Source organism: Romboutsia sp. LXY-2, from assembly GCF_056171995.1.
This window is the reverse complement of record NZ_JBKFGI010000001.1, coordinates 95,293-121,205: the sequence shown is the minus strand read 5'-3', so window position 1 is coordinate 121,205 and position 25,913 is coordinate 95,293. Positions and strand designations below refer to the sequence as shown.

General features: G+C 28.3%; 25 protein-coding genes. 21 read left to right on the top strand and 4 right to left on the bottom strand.

Features of this window, described 5'->3' with window-relative positions; translation table 11 throughout:
• Nucleotides 1-95 precede the first annotated feature (95 nt).
• The 8 genes from ACI48P_RS00590 (at nucleotide 96) to ACI48P_RS00555 (ending at nucleotide 7,482) form a co-directional block, all read left to right on the top strand.
• Nucleotides 96-992 (top strand): restriction endonuclease, encoded by an 897-nt coding sequence (locus ACI48P_RS00590; RefSeq protein ID WP_475212425.1) that lies wholly within the window; start codon nucleotides 96-98, stop codon nucleotides 990-992.
• A gap of 466 nt (nucleotides 993-1,458) precedes the next feature.
• Nucleotides 1,459-2,502 carry an ABC transporter substrate-binding protein gene (locus tag ACI48P_RS00585; protein ID WP_475212423.1) on the top strand — a complete coding sequence of 348 codons (1,044 nt, stop codon included), beginning with the start codon at nucleotides 1,459-1,461 and terminating at the stop codon, nucleotides 2,500-2,502.
• Between the two features lie 6 nt (nucleotides 2,503-2,508).
• Entirely contained in the window at nucleotides 2,509-3,495 is a 987-nt protein-coding gene (locus tag ACI48P_RS00580; RefSeq protein ID WP_475212421.1) for a FecCD family ABC transporter permease, read from the top strand.
• A gap of 1 nt (nucleotide 3,496) precedes the next feature.
• Nucleotides 3,497-4,279: an ABC transporter ATP-binding protein gene (locus ACI48P_RS00575; protein WP_475212419.1), complete on the top strand. Its 783-nt coding sequence runs from the start codon at nucleotides 3,497-3,499 to the stop codon at nucleotides 4,277-4,279.
• Between the two features lies 1 nt (nucleotide 4,280).
• Entirely contained in the window at nucleotides 4,281-5,858 is a 1,578-nt protein-coding gene (locus tag ACI48P_RS00570) for an aldehyde ferredoxin oxidoreductase N-terminal domain-containing protein (protein WP_475212417.1), read from the top strand.
• A gap of 146 nt (nucleotides 5,859-6,004) precedes the next feature.
• A complete protein-coding gene (locus ACI48P_RS00565; protein ID WP_475212415.1) occupies nucleotides 6,005-6,364 on the top strand; it encodes a hypothetical protein in 360 nt (119 codons plus the stop codon).
• A gap of 86 nt (nucleotides 6,365-6,450) precedes the next feature.
• Nucleotides 6,451-7,101 carry a hypothetical protein gene (locus ACI48P_RS00560; protein WP_475212413.1) on the top strand — a complete coding sequence of 217 codons (651 nt, stop codon included), beginning with the start codon at nucleotides 6,451-6,453 and terminating at the stop codon, nucleotides 7,099-7,101.
• 48 nt (nucleotides 7,102-7,149) lie between these two features.
• Nucleotides 7,150-7,482 (top strand): hypothetical protein, encoded by a 333-nt coding sequence (locus ACI48P_RS00555; RefSeq protein ID WP_475212411.1) that lies wholly within the window; start codon nucleotides 7,150-7,152, stop codon nucleotides 7,480-7,482.
• 26 nt (nucleotides 7,483-7,508) lie between these two features.
• On the opposite strand, the gene ACI48P_RS00550 is transcribed toward ACI48P_RS00555, so the two are convergent.
• The gene (locus ACI48P_RS00550) at nucleotides 7,509-8,741 is read right to left on the bottom strand and encodes an aminotransferase class I/II-fold pyridoxal phosphate-dependent enzyme (protein ID WP_475212409.1); all 1,233 of its coding nucleotides are present in this window, start codon (nucleotides 8,739-8,741) and stop codon (nucleotides 7,509-7,511) included.
• Between the two features lie 243 nt (nucleotides 8,742-8,984).
• On the opposite strand from ACI48P_RS00550, the gene ACI48P_RS00545 reads away from it, so the two are divergent.
• Nucleotides 8,985-9,989 (top strand): LacI family DNA-binding transcriptional regulator, encoded by a 1,005-nt coding sequence (locus tag ACI48P_RS00545; protein WP_475212408.1) that lies wholly within the window; start codon nucleotides 8,985-8,987, stop codon nucleotides 9,987-9,989.
• 91 nt (nucleotides 9,990-10,080) lie between these two features.
• Here ACI48P_RS00545 and ACI48P_RS00540 read toward each other — a convergent pair whose 3' ends face one another.
• Nucleotides 10,081-11,397 (bottom strand): DEAD/DEAH box helicase, encoded by a 1,317-nt coding sequence (locus ACI48P_RS00540; protein WP_475212406.1) that lies wholly within the window; start codon nucleotides 11,395-11,397, stop codon nucleotides 10,081-10,083.
• 251 nt (nucleotides 11,398-11,648) lie between these two features.
• Between ACI48P_RS00540 and ACI48P_RS00535 the strand changes: the two genes are divergently transcribed.
• The 3 genes from ACI48P_RS00535 (at nucleotide 11,649) to ACI48P_RS00525 (ending at nucleotide 14,152) form a co-directional block, all read left to right on the top strand.
• Complete coding sequence (locus tag ACI48P_RS00535) at nucleotides 11,649-12,593, top strand: L-lactate dehydrogenase (RefSeq protein WP_475212404.1); 945 nt, start codon at nucleotides 11,649-11,651, stop codon at nucleotides 12,591-12,593.
• 243 nt (nucleotides 12,594-12,836) lie between these two features.
• Nucleotides 12,837-13,496, top strand: coding sequence for a hypothetical protein (locus ACI48P_RS00530; RefSeq protein ID WP_475212402.1), 660 nt, complete (start codon nucleotides 12,837-12,839; stop codon nucleotides 13,494-13,496).
• A 152-nt stretch (nucleotides 13,497-13,648) separates the two neighbouring features.
• Entirely contained in the window at nucleotides 13,649-14,152 is a 504-nt protein-coding gene (locus ACI48P_RS00525) for a GNAT family N-acetyltransferase (protein WP_475212400.1), read from the top strand.
• A gap of 202 nt (nucleotides 14,153-14,354) precedes the next feature.
• Here ACI48P_RS00525 and ACI48P_RS00520 read toward each other — a convergent pair whose 3' ends face one another.
• The gene (locus tag ACI48P_RS00520; protein ID WP_475212398.1) at nucleotides 14,355-15,719 is read right to left on the bottom strand and encodes an MATE family efflux transporter; all 1,365 of its coding nucleotides are present in this window, start codon (nucleotides 15,717-15,719) and stop codon (nucleotides 14,355-14,357) included.
• 819 nt (nucleotides 15,720-16,538) lie between these two features.
• Between ACI48P_RS00520 and ACI48P_RS00515 the strand changes: the two genes are divergently transcribed.
• The 4 genes from ACI48P_RS00515 to ACI48P_RS00500 all read left to right on the top strand — a co-directional run bounded on the left by ACI48P_RS00515 (nucleotide 16,539) and on the right by ACI48P_RS00500 (nucleotide 20,219).
• Nucleotides 16,539-16,799: a hypothetical protein gene (locus tag ACI48P_RS00515; protein ID WP_475212396.1), complete on the top strand. Its 261-nt coding sequence runs from the start codon at nucleotides 16,539-16,541 to the stop codon at nucleotides 16,797-16,799.
• Nucleotides 16,800-16,959: 160 nt separating this feature from the next.
• On the top strand, nucleotides 16,960-19,269 hold the full coding sequence (locus tag ACI48P_RS00510) for a putative bifunctional diguanylate cyclase/phosphodiesterase (protein WP_475212394.1): 2,310 nt from the start codon (nucleotides 16,960-16,962) through the stop codon (nucleotides 19,267-19,269).
• A gap of 160 nt (nucleotides 19,270-19,429) precedes the next feature.
• Nucleotides 19,430-19,930 (top strand): thioredoxin family protein, encoded by a 501-nt coding sequence (locus ACI48P_RS00505; protein ID WP_475212392.1) that lies wholly within the window; start codon nucleotides 19,430-19,432, stop codon nucleotides 19,928-19,930.
• 100 nt (nucleotides 19,931-20,030) lie between these two features.
• Nucleotides 20,031-20,219: a hypothetical protein gene (locus ACI48P_RS00500; RefSeq protein ID WP_475212390.1), complete on the top strand. Its 189-nt coding sequence runs from the start codon at nucleotides 20,031-20,033 to the stop codon at nucleotides 20,217-20,219.
• A 60-nt stretch (nucleotides 20,220-20,279) separates the two neighbouring features.
• Here the strand turns inward: ACI48P_RS00500 and ACI48P_RS00495 are convergent, their stop codons facing one another.
• Nucleotides 20,280-22,166, bottom strand: a complete 1,887-nt coding sequence (locus ACI48P_RS00495) for a sensor histidine kinase (protein ID WP_475212389.1) — start codon at nucleotides 22,164-22,166, stop codon at nucleotides 20,280-20,282.
• 222 nt (nucleotides 22,167-22,388) lie between these two features.
• Here ACI48P_RS00495 and ACI48P_RS00490 point away from each other — a divergent pair, with 222 nt between their 5' ends.
• From ACI48P_RS00490 to murJ, 5 genes are all read left to right on the top strand, one after another.
• A complete protein-coding gene (locus ACI48P_RS00490; protein ID WP_475212387.1) occupies nucleotides 22,389-23,222 on the top strand; it encodes a GNAT family N-acetyltransferase in 834 nt (277 codons plus the stop codon).
• Between the two features lie 200 nt (nucleotides 23,223-23,422).
• Nucleotides 23,423-23,611, top strand: a complete 189-nt coding sequence (locus ACI48P_RS00485) for a hypothetical protein (protein ID WP_475212385.1) — start codon at nucleotides 23,423-23,425, stop codon at nucleotides 23,609-23,611.
• Between the two features lie 115 nt (nucleotides 23,612-23,726).
• On the top strand, nucleotides 23,727-24,044 hold the full coding sequence (locus ACI48P_RS00480; RefSeq protein WP_475212383.1) for a DedA family protein: 318 nt from the start codon (nucleotides 23,727-23,729) through the stop codon (nucleotides 24,042-24,044).
• A 15-nt stretch (nucleotides 24,045-24,059) separates the two neighbouring features.
• On the top strand, nucleotides 24,060-24,329 hold the full coding sequence (locus tag ACI48P_RS00475) for a DedA family protein (protein WP_475212381.1): 270 nt from the start codon (nucleotides 24,060-24,062) through the stop codon (nucleotides 24,327-24,329).
• A gap of 10 nt (nucleotides 24,330-24,339) precedes the next feature.
• On the top strand, nucleotides 24,340-25,884 hold the full coding sequence (gene murJ / locus ACI48P_RS00470) for a murein biosynthesis integral membrane protein MurJ (RefSeq protein ID WP_475212379.1): 1,545 nt from the start codon (nucleotides 24,340-24,342) through the stop codon (nucleotides 25,882-25,884).
• Nucleotides 25,885-25,913 lie beyond the last annotated feature (29 nt).

Here is a 25,913-nt window from a genome sequence, read left to right as displayed (position 1 = left end):
CAACGTTCTTGTAGTATATTTTCAACTTAAATTAACCAGTAAGATATATGAAAATCATACTAATTAATGATTATGCAATATTGGGAGGTATTAAAATGGAATTACCAAAATACTATGAGATGCATAAACCTTTTCTTGAATACCTAAAAGATGGGCAGATACATACATTGAAAGAATTAAAGCAGCATGTAAGTACGTATTTCAATTTGACAGAAAAAGATCTTTCAGAATTGCTTCCTAGTGGAAGACAAACAGTATTTGTCAATCGTATTGGTTGGGCAAGGACATACTTAAAGAAGGCGGGATTAATAAATAGTCCTGCACGAGCTACCTTTGTTATAACTGATAGTGGTTTAGAAGTACTTAATGAGAATCTTAGTGTTATTGATAGTAACTACTTAATGAGATTTGAAAGCTTTAGAGAATTTCAGGGTGAGAATCAAGATATGCAACCTAATCCTGATAATCCAAACAATACGCCAGATGATACATTTGAAGATTCTTTTAGAAAAATTAACAAAAGTTTATCCGATGATCTTTTGACCGAGGTTGTAAAGCTCTCACCAACTGCATTCGAGCAAATGGTAATTGATTTATTATCAAAAATGGGATATGGTGCATTTGAAAATGCTGGAAAGACGACGTCTATCACTGGGGATGAAGGTATTGACGGTATTATTATGGAGGACAAACTTGGATTTAATTTAATTTATATTCAAGCCAAGAAATGGGATTTGAGTAGAACAGTAGGAAGACCTGATGTACAGAGCTTTGTGGGTGCTATTTCGGGAAAAGGTGGAAAAGGGCTATTTGTAACAACTGCGAAATTCTCAAAACATGCATCTGAATATGCCAAAGATCAGCATATTATTTTAATTGATGGTGAAAAATTAGCGAAATTGATGATTGAGCACAATTTTGGGGTTACAGTTAAAAAAGTTTTTGAAATTAAAATGATTGATACAGATGTGTTCAATGAATATTTAGAGTAAGAAATTTTGTAGGGGTATAGATTAAAATTGTAGTACTGAAGAGACTCTGGTAGCTCTTTCTCAAAAAAGACAGAATATAGGTTAAGTGAATGAATTACTTATAAAATGATAAAGGAGTAAACACAAGAGAAATATATCTCAATATACGAATAGCTTTTATTACAGAAGTATCTATTACTTTAGAAGTGGATATTGAACACATAAAGTAAAGAGATATTTATAAAGAAAACTTATAATAACAATGAAAATCGTAGGTAATTAGCCTACGATTTTTATTATTTTATAAGCATAAGCAATTAAACATTATAGACAGAGATAAGTTTAAACATTCTATTTATAATATCTATAATCAACCTAAAGCATATAGTTATTTACAATTTAACCCAATTAAAAATCGATGATATACTTATATTTGCATAGGGGAAAATGAAAAAATATGTAAAAACATGTAGGGGGAGAGATACAAATGAAACTTAAAAAATTAATATCATTGCTTCTAGTAGTAATGATGATGACTACATCTTTAATTGGGTGTAGCGCATCTAAAGACAAGGAAAAAGACACACCAAAAGAAGAAACGCATAAGGAATTAACAATAACAGATCACGCAGGAAGAGAAGTGAAAGTTAAAGGAAACTACGAAAAAATAGTTAGTGGATATTACATATCATCATCAATGCTAGTAGCACTAGGATTAGAAGATAAAATAGTAGGTATAGAAGCAAAAGCAGAAAAAAGACCAATGTACAAACTAGCAGCACCAGAGCTTTTAGAATTACCAAATGTAGGAACAGCAAAAGAATTTAATCTAGAAGGATGCTTGGCACTTGAACCAGATCTAGTAATCCTACCTAAAAAACTAACAGATCAAGCAAAAACTATAGCTGATATGGGTATAACAGTTATAGTAGTAAATCCAGAAAATGAACAACTTTTAAAAGAAACAATAGAAATGATAGGAAAAGCAACAGGAACAACTGAAAAAGCAGAAAAACTTATATCATATTATGATTCAAAATATAGTGAATTAGAAAAATTAACAAAAGATAATACAGAAAAGCCTAGTGTTTATTTAGCAGGAACAAGCGATATATTATCAGTAGCAACAGGTGCAATGTATCAAAATAGCGTTATAGAAAAAGCTGGTGGAGTAAATGTAGCAAAAGATATTACTGATCCATCTTGGGCCACTATATCTTATGAAAAATTAATAGCTTACAACCCAGATATGATAGTAATAATACCAGAAGCAGAATTTACTAAAGAAGATGTATTAAATAATAAAGAATTAGCAAACTTAGATGCAGTTAAAAATGGTAAAGTATTTGAAATGCCATCAGATTTTGAAGCTTGGGATTCTCCAGTGCCATCAGGTGTACTTGGAAGTATGTGGTTAGCAAGTATAATAAATGAAGAAAATTATTCATTTGATAAATTTAAAGATGATGCAGCTAAGTTCTATAAAGAATTCTACAATATTGATATAGATAAAGCTTTAATCACGAAATAATATAAAATGAAAAAGCGTTCTAAAAGAATATTCATTATAGGAACATTTTTAGCTGTTATTACATTTATTGTATCTTTAACAATAGGACAATATGAAATATCTATTCCTGAGATAATAGATATAATAAGTGGCAACGAAGTTGATACAATGTCAAAAAATGTATTTTTTAACTTAAGATTACCACGTGTAATAATGGCAATGTTAGCGGGCATAGGACTTAGTATGGCAGGATCTATATACCAGACAATCTTTAAAAATCCATTGGCAGCACCAGACTTGATAGGGGTATCTTCTGGAGCAAATGCAGGAGCAGCTATTGCAATAGTATGTTTTCAGGGGGGGATATTAGCATCGGTATTTAGTTCCTTTACAGGTGGTTTACTTGCAGTTATGTCTGTTATAGGCTTGACCACTTTAATAAAACAACGATCTTCAGGTACTTATATATTAGCAGGGATTGCCATTAAAGCAATCTCTGATTCTATTATTATGACTATGAAGTACTTTGCAGATCCTGAGCAACAATTAGCTTCTATTGATTATTGGACTATGGGAAGTTTTGCAAATATTACATTAACAAAACTACAGTGGGTACTACCAATATTCTTAATAGGATTTGTGGGTATTATTTTATTAAGATGGCAAATAAATTTATTAGCTTTAGATGATGACGAAGCTAAGATGTTGGGAGTTAGAGTAGGTATTACGCGTTGTTTTGTACTAATGAGTTCAACATTATTAGTTGCATCTACAGTATGTGTTACGGGAGTGATTAGTTTTATAGGATTGGTATCACCTCATATAGCTAGAATACTATTAAAGAAAAGTGATTTTAGTACTTGTATGTTAAGTGGAATTGTTGGAGCAATTATATTGCTATTTGCTGATTGTTTAGCAAGAAGCCTAGGTAGTAGTGAGATTCCAATAAGTATTTTAACCTCAGCTATTGGTGTGCCATTCTTAGTATATTTACTTTATAAGCAGGGACGATGATATGAAAGAAAATTTATTTGAAATAGATAATCTACGTGTTACTTATGATAATACTGAGATAATAAAAGGTGTAAGTTTAAATCTTAGAAAAAGAAAATTAACTGCACTTTTAGGTCTAAATGGAGCAGGAAAAACAACAATGTTAAAAGCTATTTGTGGACTAATACCATCAGAAAGTGATAAATGTATAGCCTGTGGTGAAGAAATAAAAAAGTTAAAGAATAAGAAAAAGGCACAGTATATAAGCTATGTACCACAAAAAAGTAACTTTGCTTATAACATTTCTACTTTAGATGTTGTTTCTATGGGATTTAATCCATATTTAAAATTTATGCAGTCACCATCTTCTAAACAAAAGAAGTTTGCAAAGGAAGTACTAGAATCTTTAGGTCTAGAGGAAAAGTATGAGGAGGATTATCAGAGGCTTAGCGGTGGTCAACAACAGTTAACAATACTTGCTAGAGCAATAGTTCAGCAAGCACCAATAATGTTTTTTGATGAGCCAGATAGTGCTCTAGATTTTCCTAATCACCATATGATATTAAATAAGATTAGACATGTCCTTTATGAAAATCAATCATGTGGTTTAATTACACTTCATGATCCAAATTATGCACTTAAATATTGTGATGAGATACTAGTATTAAAAGATGGGAAAATAGCAGAGCACATTGATACTAACAAACATTCAAAAAACGAGATAAAAGAAAAATTATCAGTAATTTATGAAGGAATAGACCTTATTGATTATAAGAATCAATATTTTGTGGTAAAAGGGGAATAGGATGGAGAAAATATTAATAGCAGATTTAAGTACAAATGAAGTATCTTACAAGGATTATGACTTAAAAGAAAAAGGGCATTACGGTCGTGGTCTCGCAATGAACTTAATAGAAGAAAATGTACCTACTAGTGTAAGTAGATATTCTAAAGATAATGCAATTGCATTTGTACCGGGATTACTTACAGGGTGTAAGGTGGCAAGTTCGTGTAGAGTAATGATAGCCACTAAAAAAGATAAAAACAAAGGAATACAACTTAGTAACACAACAGGTAATTTTCCTCAAAAACTTGCATCATTAGCTTTTGCAGGACTAGTAGTAAAGGGAATAGCTAATGAGAAAAATACAATATTACATATCAGTAAAGATAAAATAGAAATAATATCTATGCCAGAGCTAGAAAACAACAACACATCTTCTATGATGAAAAAGTTAAAAGCTAGATTTGGAAGTGATGCAGGAATTATAGCAGTTGGTAAATCTGCTGACATGCAAATGTCACTAAGTACCTTTATATGTACTTATCCAGATGGAGAACCAGAGTACCATTGTCCAAGAAGTGGCTTTGGAGATGTATTTGGTAGCAAAAATCTTAGAGCAGTAGTAGTAACTGGAGATAGATATCTTAATAGAGAATGTGTAGATGAAAAAAACTTTAGTTCTACAGGCAAAGAGTTTGCAAGGTTAATAATGGAAAATGGTATTTGTGGAGGAGCATTACCAGCCTTTGGTTCTGTTACTTTAATAAGATTATTAAAAGACAAAGAAAAAGTGCTAGCAAGCTTAAAAGAAGATAAAGATAATACTAAGACTGTTAAAGAAAATAAAAATCCTAATAAAAGGGATAAAAAAGTTAACTTTTGTTGTGCACCTATGTGTGTAATAGGATGTTTAAATAGACACTCTGTAAATGATGGAGATGTATATTCATCACCAGATGAAAGTGAAGTAAGAGAAGCTTTAAAGTCATGTTTTGATATAGATGACTATGAATTTACTAAAGAAGTAAGAAGTAAAGCTTACGAACTAGGTATAGTAGGTACTGAGTTTGTAACAGCTGCCAAGGTGTATTTTGAAGCAACTAAATTACCTTCAACTAAAGAAGATATACTAGATTTGTTATATGAAATAGATAAAGGAAGTATAATAGGAAGGCTAGTAGCGTCAAGAACTCATGGCATATCACAATTATATAAAGATAACAAAAATTTAGAGTCATTATTAGATAGAAAAGCTATTCAAGATGAAAGTAATTTTAAAGTATCTTTACATAAATTTAGTGAAGAACTAAGTGACATGAGTGATATGGAATTATTGTATGCTCAGATATTTGTACTTGAAAACTTAGGTTTTTGTATATTTTCATCTTTTGCCACAGTTAACAGTGAAGAGTCACTAGATTTAATGGCTAAGTTATTTACTTATAAAACAGGAATAGAAGTTACACCTTTAGATTTAATAAATTATGCTAAAGATTGTATGAAAATAGAACTTGATTATGAAGGTAAGTGTGCTAATGATAGTATTGTAAAAAATATACCGCCATTTACTAAGGTATTATATAGATACTTTGCAATATAAAAAAAATAGAATATGTCATATTATAAAATTTCTTAAATGAATTTATCTAAAAATAAGAATTCATGTAACATAATAATACATAATACATATTATGTGTTATGGGAGTATTAAATGCTCTCATATATTTTGTAGAGGTGAATATCAATATGGCAACAACTTCTTATATTAGTACTACTAAACAAAGTGTAGGAACTAAATTCTTAGCAGGGCATGACTTTACTGCGTCTGAGCAAGTGTTAGATATACTGCCGATGTATAAAAATGCAACTCAAATTACTATTCCTTACAAAGGAACAGCTATACCAGTAATATCAACAGGATTTGCTGCTAGTGTTACAAGTGGAACTCCAAGAACTCTAGCATTAGGTACAGATTATACTGTAGCTGAACCAAGTGATGGAAGCTTAGTAATTACTATAGCTGCAAATGCATTAAGTGCAAATGATGCAACTGATGGATTCGTATCTGTTACTTTTGAATTCTACTATGAGAGAACAATATCTTAATAAATATATAATATAATTACTGGAACAAAAAAGGGGGGAGCAATCCCCCTGTATATTTATAGTTTAAATTATTGAGGTGAAAACTTATGCCCAACACTTCAAGAGGAACATATTCAGTAATATTTTCAAATATAATACCTGGAAATATTATTATTTCTAAACCTGTCGACATAACTATATCATCAAATCCAATTGAACAACTATTAACATTTATAAATTCATATTTAGTAGAAATTGATTGTGTAAACAGTATAAGTCTAATGAATAGCGCTGTTATAGAATATATAAATATATTACCATCTATAATATCATATGTGCAAACACTGTTAAACAATGGATGGATATGTGATTTTGGATATAAAGCTCAACTATCTAGATTATTAGACTTAATAAATTATCTCCTAATTACAGCGCCTAAATTAATAGTGAATGACGAATGTAAGATATGTATTTTAAATAATATATTTATATGGCTATATGATAATACATTAACGTTAGCTAATAGTATAGCAATAGTTGATGGTATAAGTTCTTTAAATTCAAAATGTAGCTGTAGAAATAGACGTCTTTTTGACCTTTATATGGGTAGGATTGTAAATACAGTTACGAAATTACAAAATAGTGTACAACAGTTAAAATATTTATTATGTTGGATAATAAACGTAAGTTATAATAGCAAAAGATATTTACCAACTTATGTTGTGACAAATAACTTTAATGCTATAAGATCCAAGTAACTCCTATGAAAATTATAAAAAAGTAAATAATACATGGAGGTGCTAGAATTGGAAGATAAAATTATAAGTTCAACAAAAGAATCTAAAAAGGTTAATATTATAGCTGGAACTAATATCATAGCTAAGCCAATAACATTAAATATTGAGCCAAATAAAATTAATCCAACTGTTTTTGTTATAAATTATACTGACAATGGTGTAAAGCCTACAGGAAATAATGTGAAAGTTTATAAACTAGGAGCGCCAAATATGATATTTCCTTTATTAGGTAGCCCCATCGTTGATGATGTGAAAAAAACATTAACTGTAACAGTAGATGTTAATGCTTTACTAAGTTCAGCGGATGAATACGTAGTAGAGTTTGAAATAATAAAGGGATAGATTATTATTAATCTATCCCTTTATTATTAAAATTCTAAATCTAAAGCTAACAATCTATTTTTTATTTCTTCCATTAAAGCAATCTCTTCTTCAATACTATCTGCATCATAAGTAGCAGAAAATCTTAGATAAGCACCACAATCGTCCCAAGGAACTGTAGAAATAAGGGCCTTAGATAAAATGTATAAATTAGCTTCTTCAGCAGACTCAAATCTAACTCCATCTTTTATACCTTTAGGAATAGGAACATAAAGATAAAAGCCTGCTTTAGGTTTACAAGCCTTAAACCCAACCTCTCTTAAAGTCTCTGCCAACATAGCAAGTCTTCTATCGTATCTTTCGCAGTTTATATTAGTTAGATGATAATTATCAAGAGCAAAAGCACCCGCCTTTTGTATAGCTCTAAACTGACCAGAATCAGTGTGGCCTTTTATTGTGGAATAAAGCTTAATAGCTTTCTTTGAGCCAACTAAAAATGCCATCCTCCAACCTGTCATATTAAAAGATTTAGACAATGAATGGATCTCAACACATATATCCATACTACCTTCAACACTAAAGATACTAAGCGGTTTTTCATCATCATATAATAAAGTTCCATAAGCCATATCAGAAATAACAAAGATATGATACTTCTTAGCAAAGGCAACAACCTTCTCATAAAACTCTTTTGTAGCTACTTTTCCAGTAGGGTTGTTTGGATAGTTAATATATAATAGCTTGGCTCTTTTTAGAATATATAAAGGTATATTATCTAAGTCAGGGAAGAAATCTTTATCTTCACAAAGAGGTAATTTATATATTTCGCCACCCATAAATTTGGTATATGTTCCAAGTATTGGATAACCTGGTACAGTCATTAAACAAACATCACCAGTATTAATAAAGCCAATAGGAAGCATAGCCAAAATAGATTTTGACCCTATACCATGCATTATATTCTCACTTGTTAAATTATTTATACCATAAACATTTTTCATATATCTACATGCAGCATTTTGAAACTCTAAAATACCATTGTCTGCATAAAATCTATTTTCTGATTTTCTAGCTTCAATATTTAGTACGTCAATTATTCTTTCATCAGCTACTTTATCAGGTTCTCCAACACCCATATCAATAAGCTTTACATCAGGATTATTCTTTTTAGTTTCACATATCATATTTTTTATTTTTTCAAATTTGTAAAGTCTACTTGTAGTGCTAAAAAACGACAAATCGCCAAATCTTTTAGCAACCATGCTGTCAATTATGTCCATAATTCTTCCTCCAAAAATACTAAGATAATATATAATATTTAAAAAAAATTAAAATGCTACAAAGTATTTAAAATTCTCTATAATTTAACTTATAATTTATAATATCAACTGCTTTAAATTTGAGTGACGGGATGTGAAGTAGTTCGCAGACGTAGTCGCTCAAGTGAAGCGAATTTTTTATTAATATAATAACTTTACATATGAAAGGTAATCGTTTACTATTTATAGAGAGGTGAGTCTGATATGAAAGTAACAATCGTTGATGTGGCTAAAAAAGCTAATGTTTCAGTAGCGACTGTTTCAAGAGTTGTAAATGGTAACTATCCAGTTAAACCAGCCACTAAAGAGAAAGTATTACAAATAATTGATGAATTACAATATACACCAAATATGCAAGCAAGGGATTTAATAAAACAAAAATCTAGTACTATTGGAGTAGTAGTTCCAAGTCTGAGCAATATGTTTTTTACAGAAGTAATTAATGGAATTGAAAGTTATTTTAATTCTACCCAATATTCAATTTTTTTATGTATAACAAATCATGATAGTGAAAAGGAAATAGCACGAGTAAATGAGTTACTAGCAAGAAATGTAGCTGGAATAATAGTAGTAGACCCAACAATAGAAAACTGTAAATCTAAGTATTTTGATAATATTGCCAAGCAAAATCCAATAGTATTTGTTAATGGATATAATAATAGTGCAAGAGTGTCCTCTGTATCAAATGATGAAAAATTTGGAGGACAAATAGTTATGGATTATCTAATTGATAATAATCATAAAAATATTTTATTCATTAGAGGTGGAAGTAGTTATTCTTATGATATAAAGGAAAAGGTTTACAGAAATGTAATGAAAGATATAAATAATTTGAAAGAAAAGTTTATTATAAATATAGGTCAGGGGAATAGTCTTGAGACAGTTAGTAGATCAGCCAAAGCATTTGAGGAAATAATAAGTCAAAATCCTGAGATTAGTGCAGTATTTGCTTGTAATGACCTAATGGCAATGGGTGTAGTAAATGCTTGTAAAAAATTAAAGAAAAAAATACCAGAAGAAATTTCAATAATAGGCTATGATAATATAGAATTAAGTGAGATGATAAATCCTAAGCTAACGACAGTAGATCAAAATATGTTTTTACTTGGAGAGAATGCAGCAATATTAGTTATAGAAAAAATAGAAAATGATAATAAATATAGTAAAAAAATATTATTAAATAACACCATGATAAAAAGAGAGACATAATAAAAAATAGATACAATTAAGTATCTATTTTTTATGTTCATAATAAAATTTTATATTTATAGTAGTTTAAAATAATAAGATTTAAATAATATTATTTGTTTTTGTTGTTATTTTTATTAGTAGTCTTGTTGTTTCTAGTATCTTTATTAGGTTTATTGTTTTTATTATCTTTGTCATTTTTAAAGTTACTGTTATTCTTAGAAGCCTTGTTGTCTTTGTTTGGCTTAAAAGTTTTCTTATCTTTGTTTTCTTTTTTGAATGTGTTTTCTCTTACTTCAACAAAGTTACCTTCAGTTAATTTTATAGGTTTAATATCTATGTTAAACTCTCTCTTGTATCTCTTTATATCAGCAAGTTCAGCTTTTGTAACTATAGATATAGTGTCACCACTTCTGTTTCCTCTAGCTGTTCTACCAGATCTATGGATGTATTCATTTTTACTTCCTGGGAAGTCTAAGTTAAATACATGAGAAGTCTCAACAACATCAAGCCCTCTAGCTGATAAATCAGAAGATACTAGCACCTTAGCTTTACCTATTCTAAATGCATTCATAGCATTTCTTCTATCTTCTTTAGCCATTTGACCAAAGATTCCTACAGATGTATATCCATGGAAGTTTAATTTTTCGCTTATTACTTCTATACTTTCTTCATCATTAACGAATACTATAGCTCTCTTTGGCTTAGCAGAAGCTAATGCTTTTCTAAGAAGTGTAAACTTTTCTCTTTTTTCACCTAATAAATAAGAGTGCTTTATCTTAGGATTTATAGTTAAGTCATCTGAAGTTTTTAGTAATTCTGGTTCTTTCATTATACTTTGGCATATATCTACTGTTTTTTCGTTGAATGAAGCAGAGAAAGCTAATAATTGTCTGTCTCTTAAAGTAGTTTTTATTATAGCTTTAACGTTTGAAGTGTTGTTTCCACTAAATAAGCTATCTACTTCATCTAATATTATTGTTTTTATAGTATGTGCTTTTAATTTTCTTTGTTGTATTAAATCTAAAACTCTACCACAAGTACCTACTACTATATGAGGCTTTATAGCTTTAATATTTTTTATTTGCTTTTGTATGTTTACTTCTCCTATTAAAGAGAAAGCAGTAACATCCATATTTGAGTTAGAAGCTAAAAATTTAGCTTGGTCTACTATTTGCATAACTAATTCATGAGTAGGTGCAAGTATAAGAACTTGAGTCTCTCTTTTAGTAGTATCTATTTTTTCGAACATTGGTAAAAGGTAAGTAAGAGTTTTACCGCTTCCTGTTTGAGCATGTACTATTAAATCTTTGTTTTCTAAGATTTTAGGTATTGCTAAAGCCTGAACATCAGAAGGTTCAGTTATGTCTTGTTTATTTAATCCATCTATTACATTAAGATTTAAATTTAAGTCTTTAAAAGTTGTCATTGTGTACTCCTTATAATATAAATTATTGCATTACACTATTATACACTTATTATTCAAATTTTAACAGAATTCAATTCAAATTAGTATAAAAAATTCCCTTATAATCATAAGACAATTATATTTTGGAAAAAGCTAAGGTTAGTTTACTAGAATTTAAAGTAGATAGGATTATAAAATATATGATTTTAAGTTTAGAGAGTTGAATAATTGGGAAATTATAATATAACACAGAGTTTTGCAGGAGGAAAATAATGATAAAAAACAAGGTAGTAATAGTAGGAACAGGAATGGTAGGAATGAGTTATGCTTATTCTATGGTAAATCAAGGGGCATGTGAAGAATTAGTTCTTATAGATTTAGATAAAAAGAGAGCTGAAGGAGAAGCAATAGATTTAAATCATGGTCTTGCATTTGCTCCAAGAAAAATGAATATATATGCAGGGGATTATAGTGATTGTAAGGATGCATATATTGTATGTATAACAGCAGGAGCTATACAAGTCGAAGGTGAAACTAGACTTGATTTATTACATAAAAATACAAAAATAATGAGAAGTATAATAAATGAAATAAAGAAATCAGGATTTAATGGAATATTATTAATAGCAACAAACCCGGTTGATATAATGACTTATGTAGCATGGAAATTATCAGGGCTTCCAAGAAATCAAGTAATAGGGTCTGGCACTACACTGGATTCAGCGAGACTTAGATATACTTTAAGTGATAGATTAGATGTAAATCCAAAAGACATTAATGCTTATGTTATGGGAGAACATGGAGACTCTCAATTTGTAGCATGGAGTTATGCTTTATCTGGAGTACAACCAATATATCAAATAGCATCAAGAAAAGATTCTAATATAGATTTTAATAATTTATCTGAGATAGAAGATGAAGTAAGAAACATAGCATACAAAATAATAGAGTGCAAAAAATCAACATATTATGGTATAGGTATGGCTCTTACTAGAATAACAAAGGCAATACTTGAAAATGAAAATAGTGTGCTTACAGTATCATCATACTTAAACGGTGAATATGGTCATGATGATGTTTATATAGCTGTTCCAAGTATAGTAAATAAAGATGGAGTAAGAGAAGTTATTCACCTTGCCCTTGAAAAAGAAGAAAAGAATAAGCTAGATAATTCAATAAAGATAATGAAAGAAAATATAAATAAATTAGATATATAATATATAAGCTATTACAAGTGATTAATATAATCATAAGTGATAGCTTTTTAGATATAAATATTTATACATATAAAGTAACTATACTTTCTTCATAATAAGAGTTTTAAATATAGATTTACAATCAATATAGCACTTGTATAAAAAAATTATTATGAAACTAGAGGAATTATATAAACTAATATAGAAATTATCCATGTAGTATAATATTACATAAACAACTATAAATTTACAAAAGGAGAGTTTATGAAAAAGGGTGATTTTATTTGGGGTGGCATAATCTTGGCAATGGCAGCAATGTTAATAATTGAGCCAAGTAGAGATGCGTTTATTGAATTTACTAGTAATTATAAATTATTTGGAGGTTTTATTAAGTTTGGAGTTCTTTCAACTATGGGAGAATTATTAGCACTAAGAATAACAAAGGGAGACTGGAAGTTTCCGAGTTACTTATTTGCAAGAGCCTTTATATGGGGAATACTTGGGGTAGTAATTACACTAATGTTTACAATCTTTGATGCAGGTGTGACAAAGGCATTAGAAAGTAACTTACTTCCAGGAGGAAGCTCAGTATTTGCTTTTGCATTCTTCACATCAGCAATAATGAATCTTACATTTGCTCCAACGTTTATGTTTGCACACAAAATAAGTGATACATACCTAGACTTAAAAGGAGAAGGAGTTAAAGATATCAATGTAAGTAAAATAGTAGACAGAATCGATCTTAAAGCTTTTTTATCTTTTGTAATAGGAAAGACAGTACCACTATTTTGGATACCAGCTCACACTATAACATTTTTACTACCAGGAGAGTATAGAGTAATATTTGCAGCCAGTTTATCAATAGCCCTTGGAGTATTATTAGCAATAGGAAAAGGTAAACCACAACCACAGTTAGAAATATAATAATATAATGTTAAAAATAAGGAATCACTTAAACTAAAATAGTGATTCCTTTATAATATAAAGAAAAACTATAGTTTATAAAGTTTAATATAAGAATAACATATGATAAAATAAGATTATTTATATAAAAATATAATAAAAGGGAGATAAAAATGGAATTTAGAAAAACAAATGATAAAGACGTAGAACAAGTGATGGAAATAATAAAACAATCTCAACAATACTTTAAAGATCAAGGAATAGACCAGTGGCAAAATGGATACCCAAACGAAGATGTAATAAAAGAAGACATATCTAATGATCATAGTTATGTATTATTAAAAGACAACAAAATATTAGCAACAACAGTATTATCTTTTGATGGAGAAGAAACATACAATGAAATACATGATGGAAAGTGGTTATCAAATGATGACTATGCAGTAATACATAGAATAGCAGTAAACACAAACTACAAAGGATTAGGACTAGCAGGAGAGATAATAAAAGAAGCAGAAAAAAAGTGTAGTGAAAGAAATATAAAAAGCATAAAAGTAGATACACACAAAGATAACATCTCAATGCAAAAACTACTAGAAAAAAACGGATTTAAATACTGTGGAATAATATACTTAAATGATGGAGATACAAGAGTAGCCTTTGAAAAGATTTTATAATTTAGATTTTAGGTTCTAGGTTTTAAGTACTAACACCAAAATTAAGATTTATGAGTTAACACAAGAAAAATGGAGGGGAACCCAGCGGAGGGATAAATATAAATTTTCGAACATTTGCAGGCGGCTTCATGCCTGCATGGTAGAAAATTTATATTTACCCGGAGCGCCGATTACTCTCCATTTTTCAGTTAACCCAAAAAGATTAATTTATCTCCGCCGATAGAGATGGGTTAGTTTTTGGATTCATCTTTTTATAATAATCAAATATCAATAAACTAGAAGCACAAACCCAAGCAATAGGTCCTGCTAAACAAACTCCAGCAAATCCGATTACTGATGGAAGTGTAAAAGCAATAATACTTCTAGCAAATAACTCAGCAAAGCCACTTATCATTGGAACTCTAGTATGCCCCATACCTTGAAGAGCATTTCTATAAATAAATATCATACTTACAGCAGTAAAGAATAATCCCGAAATATTTAAATACTGCTTAGCGTAAGAAATAACTTCCGCACTAGGATTAGTAACAAATAGATTTATGAAGAAATCACCGAATACTATTAGTATAACTCCCGCGCTAACTCCGATGAATACATTTATTTGAGCGCATTTTTTTACACCTTCTCTTATACGGTCAATATTTCCAGCACCAAGGTTTTGAGCTGTATAAGTAGCCATAGCTACACCGAAAGATATAGCTGGTTGCATAACAAGCTGTTCAACTTTAGAAGCAGCAGTGTAAGCACCAACAACAGTGGAACCAAATGAATTTACCGCACTTTGAACTATTATAGCCCCGATTGCTATAATAGATATTTGTATACCCATAGGGAATCCGATTCTTAAGTGCTCTTTATTATACTCTTTGTTATTCTTAAAATGTCTCTTTTTAAGTTTTAATATTTTAAATTTCTTTAATATATAAACTAAACATAATATAGCAGAGAAACCTTGAGATATTATAGTTGCATAAGCCGCACCAGCAACTCCCATATCTACATTTACTATTAAAACAATATCAAGTACTATATTTAAAATAGAAGCTATTATTAAGAAGTAAAGTGGTGTTTTACTATCCCCAACAGCTCTTAATACACTTGATAGCATATTATAGAAGAATGTTGCACCGATTCCTATAAATATTATTGATATATACTCTTTAGAAAGATGATAAATATCAGATGGCGTATTCATAAATTTTAATAAAGGATCTGTTAATAGTAAACTTATAGCTGTCAGAGCTACAGATAATAGTATTGTTAAAACAAGAGAACTTGCTACAGCCTTTTTTAAACCTTCTTCATCGCTTGCTCCGAACCTTTGGGCGATTAATACTGAAAATCCAGATGTTATTCCTTGAATAAATCCAATTATTAAGAATGTCATAGCACCAGTTAAACCAACCGCACCAAGTGCTTCAACACCTAAAAATCTACCAACAATTATTGTATCCACCATACTATAAAACTGCTGAAAAATGTTACCTATTAATAATGGAATTGAAAACATCAAAATAAGTTTGGCAGGGTTTCCTGTTGTCATATCGTTAGTCATGTCTTTAGTCATAATGTCTCCTTTCATGTGTAATAAAAATACCTATATAATAATCATTATATAAGGATAGCATTTTTTATGTTGGTATACAATATACTATTTTTAGAATTGGGAAAATGTTCTAATAATTATCGTTTTCCTAAGGAAAAATTAAAATTTAACAATTTTAAAAGGGTTTTAAGTGAATTTTTATAACTAAATACTAAAATTTTATTAAGAATTTGATAAATATATTAAGAAATGTTGTATAATATCCGTATTGAATATAATGTTGAAAAAAATTCCAATTATGTAAGGTATAGTTAATTGTTACTAGAAGAATAAATAAAAACTAGAGAAACTTACAATGATTACTGTATATCCTATGACCAAAGAAGAATTTAGGGAATGTCTTAAATACCTTGGTTGAAAATATATTAAAAGAAGATATATATAATGGAGAAAAAATTAAAGACAAGACAACATTAGTGATTTTTTTCATATACTGTAATAAGTATGTAATTTGGGAGGTCACTATGGAATTAAAACCTTATGATTATATTGTAGGAATATTATCATCATTAATGATAATAGTTACACCATCGTCCATAAAATATACTCTCCAGAATATAAAAGTTCATGTTACACGACGTACTAATTAGTAAATATTTTTATATAGTAAACAATACACTAAAGATACATATAATGAGGATGCTGCTATAAAATATAGGGGCATCCTTTAAAAAGGGATATTTAAATAATTCTATGGATACAAGTATATAAACAACCTTGACACAGGATATATTCTAACGGTAGACTATAACTGATAATTAATGAAAGAAGGTTATGCAAATGGAAGAAATCTATAGAGCAATTGAAGAAAAAATAAAAGATGCAGGATACTTTGGAAACGTAGACGGTGAAGAAATTTACAACGAAATCTGTGATGAAATAGAAGATAAAGAAAATGGAAGTTACATATTCATGTCAAAGAAGGAAGATGATATATTCTTTGAATATAAAATTGATCTTAATGACGAAGACTTTAATCTATCATACATAGACATAAACTCTCCAGCAGGAAGAATACATGTAGATTTTGACGCTGAATAATTATTTTGTATCGAAACACCCACAAAAGTGGGTGTTTTTCTTCTATTAGAACAAAAAATAAATAAATAAAAAAATTTTAATATATAAATATTATAATATATAATGTTTATCTAATTGAAAATCGACAAAATATTAATATAGAAAAATATAGGAGATATAGATGAAAAAAATAATTAAGCTCAGGTATTATGATGTATATATTGCCTTATTAATTTTATATTTAATAGCAGTAATATATAATATATATTCACCAAAAAATTCTAGTTTAGAAAATATTCTAGAAATAGCTATGGGAGTTGCAGTAAGTATACCTTTTTATAGAATTTATAAAATTACTCAAGAGAAAAGCTTAAAATATTATTGGCTTTTTGTTTTCGTTGGAGTGGCTACTTTTACTGTAGGAGATTCCTTATGGCTATTTGCAGATTATGTTTCAAAGGATTACTTAAGATCAATTACATTATCTGAAAATATTTTTTTAGTTGCAAATATATCATTACTTGCAGCAAGTTTTATATTGTTAAAGTCAAATATTGAAATTAAAAAACTTAACAGAAAGACCTCTATAGATATATTCTTTATTCTCGTGTTGTATTTCTTGTTAGCAGTTAGGTCATTTAAGATATTTGGAATAGGAGATATTGAAACGGTGAGCCAATTATATTCAGTTGTATATATAGCAATAGATATAATTACCCTAATTAACTTGAGTATTTTATATATTGTAGTAAATCACAATATGCCTGATAAAATTATTTTATATCATTTCTTAGGTATATCATTATATACTTTTTCCGATATAATTTATGCATATGAGTTAACTAAAAGTGAATATGTAACAACTTCAATCATAAACTCTTTTTGGATGATTAGTTTTATGATAATGTCACTAGCAGCCTTAGAAAAGATTAATAGAATATATAATGACTCAGAGTTTAAAATTTCAAACTCAGCAACCTATTTAAGTGTTATACCTGTTATCGTATTGCTTACAGTAGATATTGGTGAAAAATATCAAGCAATGATAGGTATTATAACAACAATAGTGGTATTAAAACAAATCAAAATCTTAAATGAAAACAAAATACTTGTAAAAAGATATAAAGAAATAAATAATACATTAGAAACCACAGTATTTGAAAGAACTATTGAATTAAGTAAGAAAAATATTGAGTTAGAAAGCTTGCTTAATAAAGATGCACTTACGAACTTATATAACAGAAGATATTTAATCAAAAAAATTGATGAATTAATAGATGATAATGATGTTGAAAATTTTGGTATTATGTTTATAGACTTAGATAATTTTAAAAATATTAATGACTTATATGGTCATGATATAGGAGATGCTGTTTTAAAAGAAGTTAGTAAAAGATTGAATAAATACTCTAGTGATAACACCTATGTGTTTCGACAAGGTGGAGATGAATTTATTATCATATGTAAAGAGATTAAAAGTGAAGAAGATATTATAAGAAAAGCTAATATTGTAATAAATGAATTTAAGAAAAGTGAAGTTATTATTAATGATAAAAGCTGTGAAATAGAACTTAGTATAGGTGGCGTAGTTTACCCAATACATGGTAAAGATAGATCAACCCTAATGAAAAAGGCGGATATGTCTATGTATACAGCAAAGAATGAAAACTATAGCCAAATTAAAATATACAAGCCAGACTCTGAAATAGCTTTAAATATAAAAATGGAAGAACTTATGAAAAGAGCATTGAAAAATAAGGAATTTAACCTTAGATATCAACCTCAATTTAATCCAATAAATAATAAATTAGTTGGTGTAGAAGCATTAATTAGATGGAATAATGAGGAGCTTGGATTTGTATCTCCAGCAAAGTTTATTCCTTTAGCAGAAAGAACTGGAATGATAATAGATATAGGAAACTGGGTACTAGAAGAAGGATTTTTACAGGTTAAGAAATGGAAAGAAAAATATAATACAGAAATAGAAATAGGCATTAACGTATCGCCAATACAATTAATGGATGATAATTTTTTAGATATATTAAAAGAAAGATTAACTTTAATTGATATTAAGCCTAGTCAAATAAATCTTGAGTTGACTGAGGATGTTGCAGTAAAAAATAGTCTTGAAAATATTAACAAGCTAAAACAAATAAGACAGTTGGGAGTTAAAGTATCAATTGATGATTTTGGTAGTGGATATTCTTCTTTTGAGTATCTTAAAAACTTCGCTGTAGATTGTCTAAAATTAGATATGTCTCTCATAAATAATATTGATAAGAGCAAAGAAGATTTTGAAATTGCTAAGGCTATAATAAGTTTAAGTAAAGGTTTGAACTTAGAAGTAGTAGCTGAAGGTGTAGAAACAAAAAGTCAATTAGACACACTTAGAAAGCTTAATTGCGATATAATCCAAGGCTATTATTATGAAAAGCCTATTAGATCTATAGAGGTAGAGCAAAAGTATTTAAGGCAATTAATATCAAGCTAATATTATAATTATAAATCCCATTAGAAAATTCCTGATGGGATTTTTATATGCGTAAATTTGATAAATAGTAATACAGTATTAGAGAGAAAAAATAAAGGAAAATATCACATACAGTTGAACTATATATTTGATAAATTATATTTAGGGGGATATAGAGAATATGTTAAAAAATTTATTTGAATCAGGGATTAGTTTTAAGCAAGAGTTTGACAAATCTCAGGAAGAACATAAACAAAAAGCACTAGATTACATTAATAATATGGTAATTAGTGAAGAAATTATTGAAAAAGTAAAAAAAATAGATAAAGAAGTTAACATACTTGGTTTTTCTGAGCTATGGTGTGCAGATTGCCAAATAAATGCATCTGTAATGAACTATTTAACACAGTTAAATCCAAATATTAACTTAAGGTTAGTATCTTTAAAAGGGAATGAAGAAATAATAAAAGAACATAGTGATGATGGAAATGTAAAAATTCCAATATTCTTAATGCTAGATGAAAATTACAATAAGATAGGGGATTTTATTGAAGTGCCTAGTAATGTAAGAGATATTGAAGAAACTGAAAATCAAGTAGAAAGAATCCTAATTAAGAAAGAATATAGAAAAGGAAAGTATATGGAGCAAACTGTTCTAGATTTTTTAGATTCAGTAAAGTAGTTTAATGAGGAAATGTTGAATATTATGTATAAAAAGTTGTAAATAGCAGAAAATATCCTTTGTGATTATATTTTTATGAAATTACGTTGGAGGTATTATTATGCAAATGAACTCAAAAGAACATTTACAGTCTGCATGTGATGAGATTAAGAGCGCTTCTAGTTCTTTACATGAAGCTTTAGGCAATGTAGAGAAGGATAATAACAAGCAACAGATACAAAGAACTTTATCTGCAGTAGAAAAAGCAGTATTTGCCGCTGCAAATGCACTGAGCAATTACCAAGACTAGTAAAAATGGTATACAACAATATTGTTGTATACCATTTATATTATAATTTATATATAAGAACTAAATTTTATGTGTGTATATATCTGAAAACTCAACCGTCATACGATTAGTCTTATGATTAATACATTTAGAAGAAGAAGAGTTTTCAAAAGACTTTTCTTCATGAATATTTAAAGCCTTATCAGGTAAAGTAATAATAAATTCACTGCCTTTATCGATTTCACTAATTAATTCTATAATACCACCATTTATCTCAACTAAAGACTTAACTAAAGATAGACCTATCCCGCTGCCTTCACGCTCTTTTTTAATTTTACTACAGACTTGCTCAAACCTACCAAATACGCTGTTCATTTTCTCGGGAGGAATACCCATTCCACTATCTTTTACACTGATTTTTATATCTTTTTGACAATCTATACTTACTTTTATAGTACCATTTGGTTTATTAAATTTTATCGCATTAGAAATTAAATTAAGTATTATTCTTTCCATATTATCCAAGTCAAAAGCGATAGTTTTCTCCTCAACATTAGTATCAAAGATTATTTCTAAATTATTACTTTCTACGAAATCAACTACAGATGTACATATGTCTTCTATAAAACACACAATGTTATAATTTTGAGGATGATATTTAAATTGTCCAGAATCCAACTTTGTAGTGTCTATAAGGTTGTTGACTAATTTAAGTAATCTCAATCCATTTTGATTAATAATATCAAGGTATTTAATTAAAAATTCTCTCTCTGTAGAAGGAATATTATTTAGCTTTAAATTTATTAATTGAATAGAACTTAAAACCAAATTTATAGGAGTTCTAAGTTCATGAGATAAATTTGCAAAAAAGTCCATTCTTAAGTTATCTAATTCTATTTCAAATTTTTTTGCAACAGAAATATCGCTAATAATACCAATACGCTTTATTGTATTTTCTTTATCATCTTTTATAGGAACTGATTTTACCCAAAGCCATTTATCTTTATTTGATTTTAACCTAAGTTTTGCATCAAAATAATTCAAATGATCATATTCCATAGAGTTTAGTATATCATCACTGTTAAAATAGTTCATAAAATAATCAGAGTCTTCTAGTATTTTATCCGGACTCTCCTCAAATATTTTTTCAAATGATGGACTAATGTATATGATCTTATCCCCTTCTCTTATTATAAGTACATCTCCTATATTATCAGCTATATCTAGGAAAAATTGCTCATTTCTTTTTATATTCTCTAAAAGAGCCTTTTTCTCAGTAACGTCCATTGCCACACCTATAGTACCTAAAATATTGTTATTACAATCTTTATAAGGCCATATATTTGTTTCTGTATTTATTATTTCATTGTTACATGAATAGTGGATATCATCATAGACTATTAGTTTATCATCTTTCACAACTTGATGATTTCTTTGCATGAAGATATCTCCTTGATCTTTACCATAAATATCATATGCCGTTTTCCCTATAACTTCATTGTAAGACTTATTAATTAATTTTAAATAAGCGTCATTTACATCTACGTATCTACCAGATATATCTTGTATCCAAGTATAAAAAGGTGAAAATCTAAGTATGGATTTAAATTTCATAGATTCTTCCTTTACCTCACTTATTCTAAATCCAAATTCATCATTATCTCCGCTATATACCTCTAAATCCAAATAAAGATCATGTTCTTTTAAAAATAACTTTGTAGTATACTTTTTACTTTCAATAGATTTCTGTAATAATTCGTTAAATCTAGGTGCTTTTGATAAAAGTATCTCTTCATCAATTCTTTTGTTAATAATCTTTTTCAAATCAACATTGAACATTGTTGAAAAAGATTTGTTTGCATCTATCACCTCGAGTGATTTGTAGATACCATGGCTATCTTTAATACCTTTAATATAAAAATAAGCTAGAGGACTATTATCCATCATGGTTTTTAGTAGCTTGTTCATATTTACCCCCCAAGAAAATACAATATATTTATAGTTTATTGGTAAATTTTCCAAAATACAATAAAATAATATGAAATTATTAATTTATATAAAAATATTTAAATAAGCTTTAACAATATGTACAAAATATTAAATTGTATTTACAAGGAATATTCTTAGAACTATACTTATATTGTTAATAATGATTTATATATAGTAATTATACGAAAGAGGTAGAAAAAGTTGAATGATTTACTAATAATACTAGATGCAGATATAAAAAGATGTGAAGAAGTGCTAAAGAATAATAATTACTTAGAAATAGTAATTGCAATAGAAGAGTTAATAGATAAGCATAAACATAACTTAGGAGATGATATTTCTAGTTGTGATAATGTATGGAAATTAAGTAAAAAAGATTTAGAAAATATTATGAATATACTAAGATCACAAAGAGACAAGCTTCTTAAAGATTATTATAAATCTAATGCTAAAAGTCAAACTCCAGATTTAAGTTCTCTTGACTTTAATACTGTATATGAAACAGAAAGATTAGTATTAAAAGTTATAGATAATAGAGAAGCTTCTAAGGTATTAGATTATTATTTAAGAAATAAGGAATTTTTAAGTGAATTTGAAGAAAGTAGAGATTCAAGTTTCTACACAATAGAATATCATCAAGAAAGATTAAATAGTGATTTAATTAATATGGAACAAAGAAATTCATTAAGATTATGGATTTACAAAAAAGAAGATAATAATAAATTAATAGGTACAATAGGATTTAGTAATATAATTAGAGGTCCCTTCTTATCTTGTTTCCTTGGGTATAAGTTGGATAAAGATGAAATAAATAATGGATATATGACAGAAGCAGTTAAAAAAGGAATAGAAATAATATTTAATCAATTTAAGCTTCATAGGATAGAAGCAAACATAATGCCTAGAAATAAGCCATCAATGGCTGTTGTAAACAAGCTTGGATTTGAAAATGAAGGTATAGGCAAAAAATACTTAAAAATAAATGGTAAATGGGAAGATCATATTCACCTGGTCTTATTTAATGACCAGGTATAATTATATAAAGTCTAATGAATGTATATTTCTCGGGCAATGCTAGATATACAAAGGCTTTAAATTAAAATAGAGAATACAAAAATACACTTAAACTAAAGTAAGTGTATTTTTGTATTTTCTAAAAAGATAGTCAAGTATAACTAGTCCTTAATAGAAGAATACTAATATAGGAGATTAGTAAAATTAAGGAGAGAATAATCATGAAAAATAATAATAATAAAAATAAAGAAAAAGAATTAGAAAAATTAGAATATAAAATACTTGGAGATTTGTTTATTGCAGATATGATGAACATGGGTACGGATGGAGATAACTCAGTTCAAAATCTAATGATGTATTTAGACTCAGAGGATATTAAAGATGCAAGTAAAAAAATATCAAAAGATTAGTTTTTTAATGTGATTTTAATCTTTAATTAAGAATCCTTTAATTTCCATAAATTATAATATGTTTATCTATGTAGATACGTAAGTGAAACTAAATAAATATTAGAGGAATATAAATATGGATTTAAATATAATTATACAAAATTTTATTGAACAATATGGACTAATAAGTATTTTTCTTATTGTTATGTTAGAATATGCAAATATACCACTGCCTAGTGAGGTGGTTTTGCCATTTGTAGGTATTATGGTGGCCAAAGGTAATATTAACTTTGCCAGTGCAGTAACAGTGTCCGTAATTGCAGGAATAGTTGGAAGCATAATAAATTATTATATTGGCTATTATTTTGGAAAGCCTATAATAAATTTGTTGGTTACGAAATACCCTAGAACTGAAAAATCAGCGAAAGCGTCATATATGTGGCTACAAAAATAAGATAAGCTATCAGTTATGTTAACTAGGGTAGTTCCACTAGCAAGAACTTTCATTTCCATACCTGCTGGTATTACAAAAATGAATATTTATATATTTACTATATATTCGGGTATAGGTATACTATTATGGAATTTACTTTTAATAAGTATAGGATTTTTCGTAGGAGATAACCTTGAAACAATATTGGTTATTTTAAATAATTACACAATGAGCGTAGTTGTAATTATATTATTATCAATAGGTTATCTTTTTATGAAAAGAAAAAATATAACTAAAGATAAGTAGGAGAATTGACATGTCAAAGGTAGCAAAAGCAGCTGTAGGTTTAATGGTAGCAACTCTTATGGCAAAAATTTTAGGATTTGGTAGAGAGCTAGCATTGGCTTCAGCTTTCGGAGCATCAGGAACTAGTGATGCATTTTTGGTTGCAATGAATATTCCAAATGTAATATTCACAGCAATAGGTACTTCACTTGGAACTGCATTTATTCCATTATATTGTGATATAAGTGCAAAAAAAGGAGAGAAAGAGTGTGTAAAATTCACAAACAATGTTTTTAATATAGTAGTTCTTATTTGCTTGTTATTATCTATTATAGGAGTTACTTTTACTCCTGAAATAGTTAAAATATTTGCGGTTGGGTTTAAGGGAGAGACTTTAACTCAAGCAGTATATTTTACAAGAGTTTTAATACTAGGTATGGCATTTTTAGGAATGAGCTATATTATGATGGCTTATTTACAAGTAAAAGAAAACTTTATAGTACCAGGGCTTATGCCAGTACCTAATAATCTTATAGTGATAACAACAATATTAGTAAGTGCAAAAATAAATCCAAATTTATTACCTTGGGGAGCACTTTTTGGTATTTTGGCTCAGTTTATTTTCCAATTGCCATTTGCAATGAAAAAAGGATATAAATATCAACCATACATAAATTTCAAAGATGAACATATAAAAAGAATGTTATGGTTAATAGGACCAGTGCTTATAGGAGTAGCTGTAAATCAAATAAATACAATAGTAGATAGAACAATAGCCTCTACATTAGTTGAAGGTAGTATATCAGCATTAAACTATGCTACAAAGCTTAATCAATTTGTTATGGGAATGTTTATAGTATCTATATCTTCAGTTGTGTATCCATTATTATCAAAATATACATCAGAAGATAATAAAGAAATGTTTAATTATTCTATAACAAAATCAGTAAACACTGTATCATTGTTAGTAATTCCAATATCAGTAGGTGCAATAATACTTGCAACACCTATTGTTAAGCTGCTATTCGAAAGAGGAGAATTTGATGCAAGAGCCACTCAAATGACTGCCATAGCATTAGTATTTTATTCAATAGGAATGATAGGTTTTGGTCTTAGAGATATGCTTGGTAAAGTATTTTATTCATTACAAGACACTAAAACACCTATGGTTAATGGAGCTATCGCAATGGTATTAAATATAGCTCTTAATTTATACTTTGTTAAATTTACTAATATGCAACTTGCAGGTCTTGCTTTTGCAACTAGTATATCAGCTTTAATAACAATAATACTGTTGTTTATTAGTCTTAGAAAAAAAATTGGTCCTTTTGGAGGGAAATCAATAATAATTGTAATGATTAAGTCATTAATATCTTCACTATTTATGGCGATAGTTACATTATTAGTTTATAATAGCTTAGGAAAGTTATTACCAAGTAGCTTTATTATGGATGCACTAAAACTTGCAATATCTGTAAGTATAGGTGCTGTAGTATATGGATTAAGTGTTGTACTTCTTAAAGTAGAAGAAGTTAATTTAATAATGGACAAAGTAAAAGGAAAACTTAAAAAATAACACTTCAAATCCTAAGTAATACGGTCTAA

What these genes read in the sequence shown, in the direction of transcription:
- ACI48P_RS00590 (WP_475212425.1), top strand. Translation starts at nt 96, where the DNA reads ATGGAATTACCAAAATACTATGAGATGCATAAACCTTTTCTTGAATAC.
- ACI48P_RS00585 (WP_475212423.1), top strand. Translation starts at nt 1,459, where the DNA reads ATGAAACTTAAAAAATTAATATCATTGCTTCTAGTAGTAATGATGATG.
- ACI48P_RS00580 (WP_475212421.1), top strand. Translation starts at nt 2,509, where the DNA reads ATGAAAAAGCGTTCTAAAAGAATATTCATTATAGGAACATTTTTAGCT.
- ACI48P_RS00575 (WP_475212419.1), top strand. Translation starts at nt 3,497, where the DNA reads ATGAAAGAAAATTTATTTGAAATAGATAATCTACGTGTTACTTATGAT.
- ACI48P_RS00570 (WP_475212417.1), top strand. Translation starts at nt 4,281, where the DNA reads ATGGAGAAAATATTAATAGCAGATTTAAGTACAAATGAAGTATCTTAC.
- ACI48P_RS00565 (WP_475212415.1), top strand. Translation starts at nt 6,005, where the DNA reads ATGGCAACAACTTCTTATATTAGTACTACTAAACAAAGTGTAGGAACT.
- ACI48P_RS00560 (WP_475212413.1), top strand. Translation starts at nt 6,451, where the DNA reads ATGCCCAACACTTCAAGAGGAACATATTCAGTAATATTTTCAAATATA.
- ACI48P_RS00550 (WP_475212409.1), bottom strand. Translation starts at nt 8,741, where the DNA reads ATGGACATAATTGACAGCATGGTTGCTAAAAGATTTGGCGATTTGTCG.
- ACI48P_RS00545 (WP_475212408.1), top strand. Translation starts at nt 8,985, where the DNA reads ATGAAAGTAACAATCGTTGATGTGGCTAAAAAAGCTAATGTTTCAGTA.
- ACI48P_RS00540 (WP_475212406.1), bottom strand. Translation starts at nt 11,397, where the DNA reads ATGACAACTTTTAAAGACTTAAATTTAAATCTTAATGTAATAGATGGA.
- ACI48P_RS00535 (WP_475212404.1), top strand. Translation starts at nt 11,649, where the DNA reads ATGATAAAAAACAAGGTAGTAATAGTAGGAACAGGAATGGTAGGAATG.
- ACI48P_RS00530 (WP_475212402.1), top strand. Translation starts at nt 12,837, where the DNA reads ATGAAAAAGGGTGATTTTATTTGGGGTGGCATAATCTTGGCAATGGCA.
- ACI48P_RS00525 (WP_475212400.1), top strand. Translation starts at nt 13,649, where the DNA reads ATGGAATTTAGAAAAACAAATGATAAAGACGTAGAACAAGTGATGGAA.
- ACI48P_RS00520 (WP_475212398.1), bottom strand. Translation starts at nt 15,719, where the DNA reads ATGACTAAAGACATGACTAACGATATGACAACAGGAAACCCTGCCAAA.
- ACI48P_RS00515 (WP_475212396.1), top strand. Translation starts at nt 16,539, where the DNA reads ATGGAAGAAATCTATAGAGCAATTGAAGAAAAAATAAAAGATGCAGGA.
- ACI48P_RS00510 (WP_475212394.1), top strand. Translation starts at nt 16,960, where the DNA reads ATGAAAAAAATAATTAAGCTCAGGTATTATGATGTATATATTGCCTTA.
- ACI48P_RS00505 (WP_475212392.1), top strand. Translation starts at nt 19,430, where the DNA reads ATGTTAAAAAATTTATTTGAATCAGGGATTAGTTTTAAGCAAGAGTTT.
- ACI48P_RS00500 (WP_475212390.1), top strand. Translation starts at nt 20,031, where the DNA reads ATGCAAATGAACTCAAAAGAACATTTACAGTCTGCATGTGATGAGATT.
- ACI48P_RS00495 (WP_475212389.1), bottom strand. Translation starts at nt 22,166, where the DNA reads ATGAACAAGCTACTAAAAACCATGATGGATAATAGTCCTCTAGCTTAT.
- ACI48P_RS00485 (WP_475212385.1), top strand. Translation starts at nt 23,423, where the DNA reads ATGAAAAATAATAATAATAAAAATAAAGAAAAAGAATTAGAAAAATTA.
- ACI48P_RS00480 (WP_475212383.1), top strand. Translation starts at nt 23,727, where the DNA reads ATGGATTTAAATATAATTATACAAAATTTTATTGAACAATATGGACTA.
- ACI48P_RS00475 (WP_475212381.1), top strand. Translation starts at nt 24,060, where the DNA reads ATGTTAACTAGGGTAGTTCCACTAGCAAGAACTTTCATTTCCATACCT.
- murJ (WP_475212379.1), top strand. Translation starts at nt 24,340, where the DNA reads ATGTCAAAGGTAGCAAAAGCAGCTGTAGGTTTAATGGTAGCAACTCTT.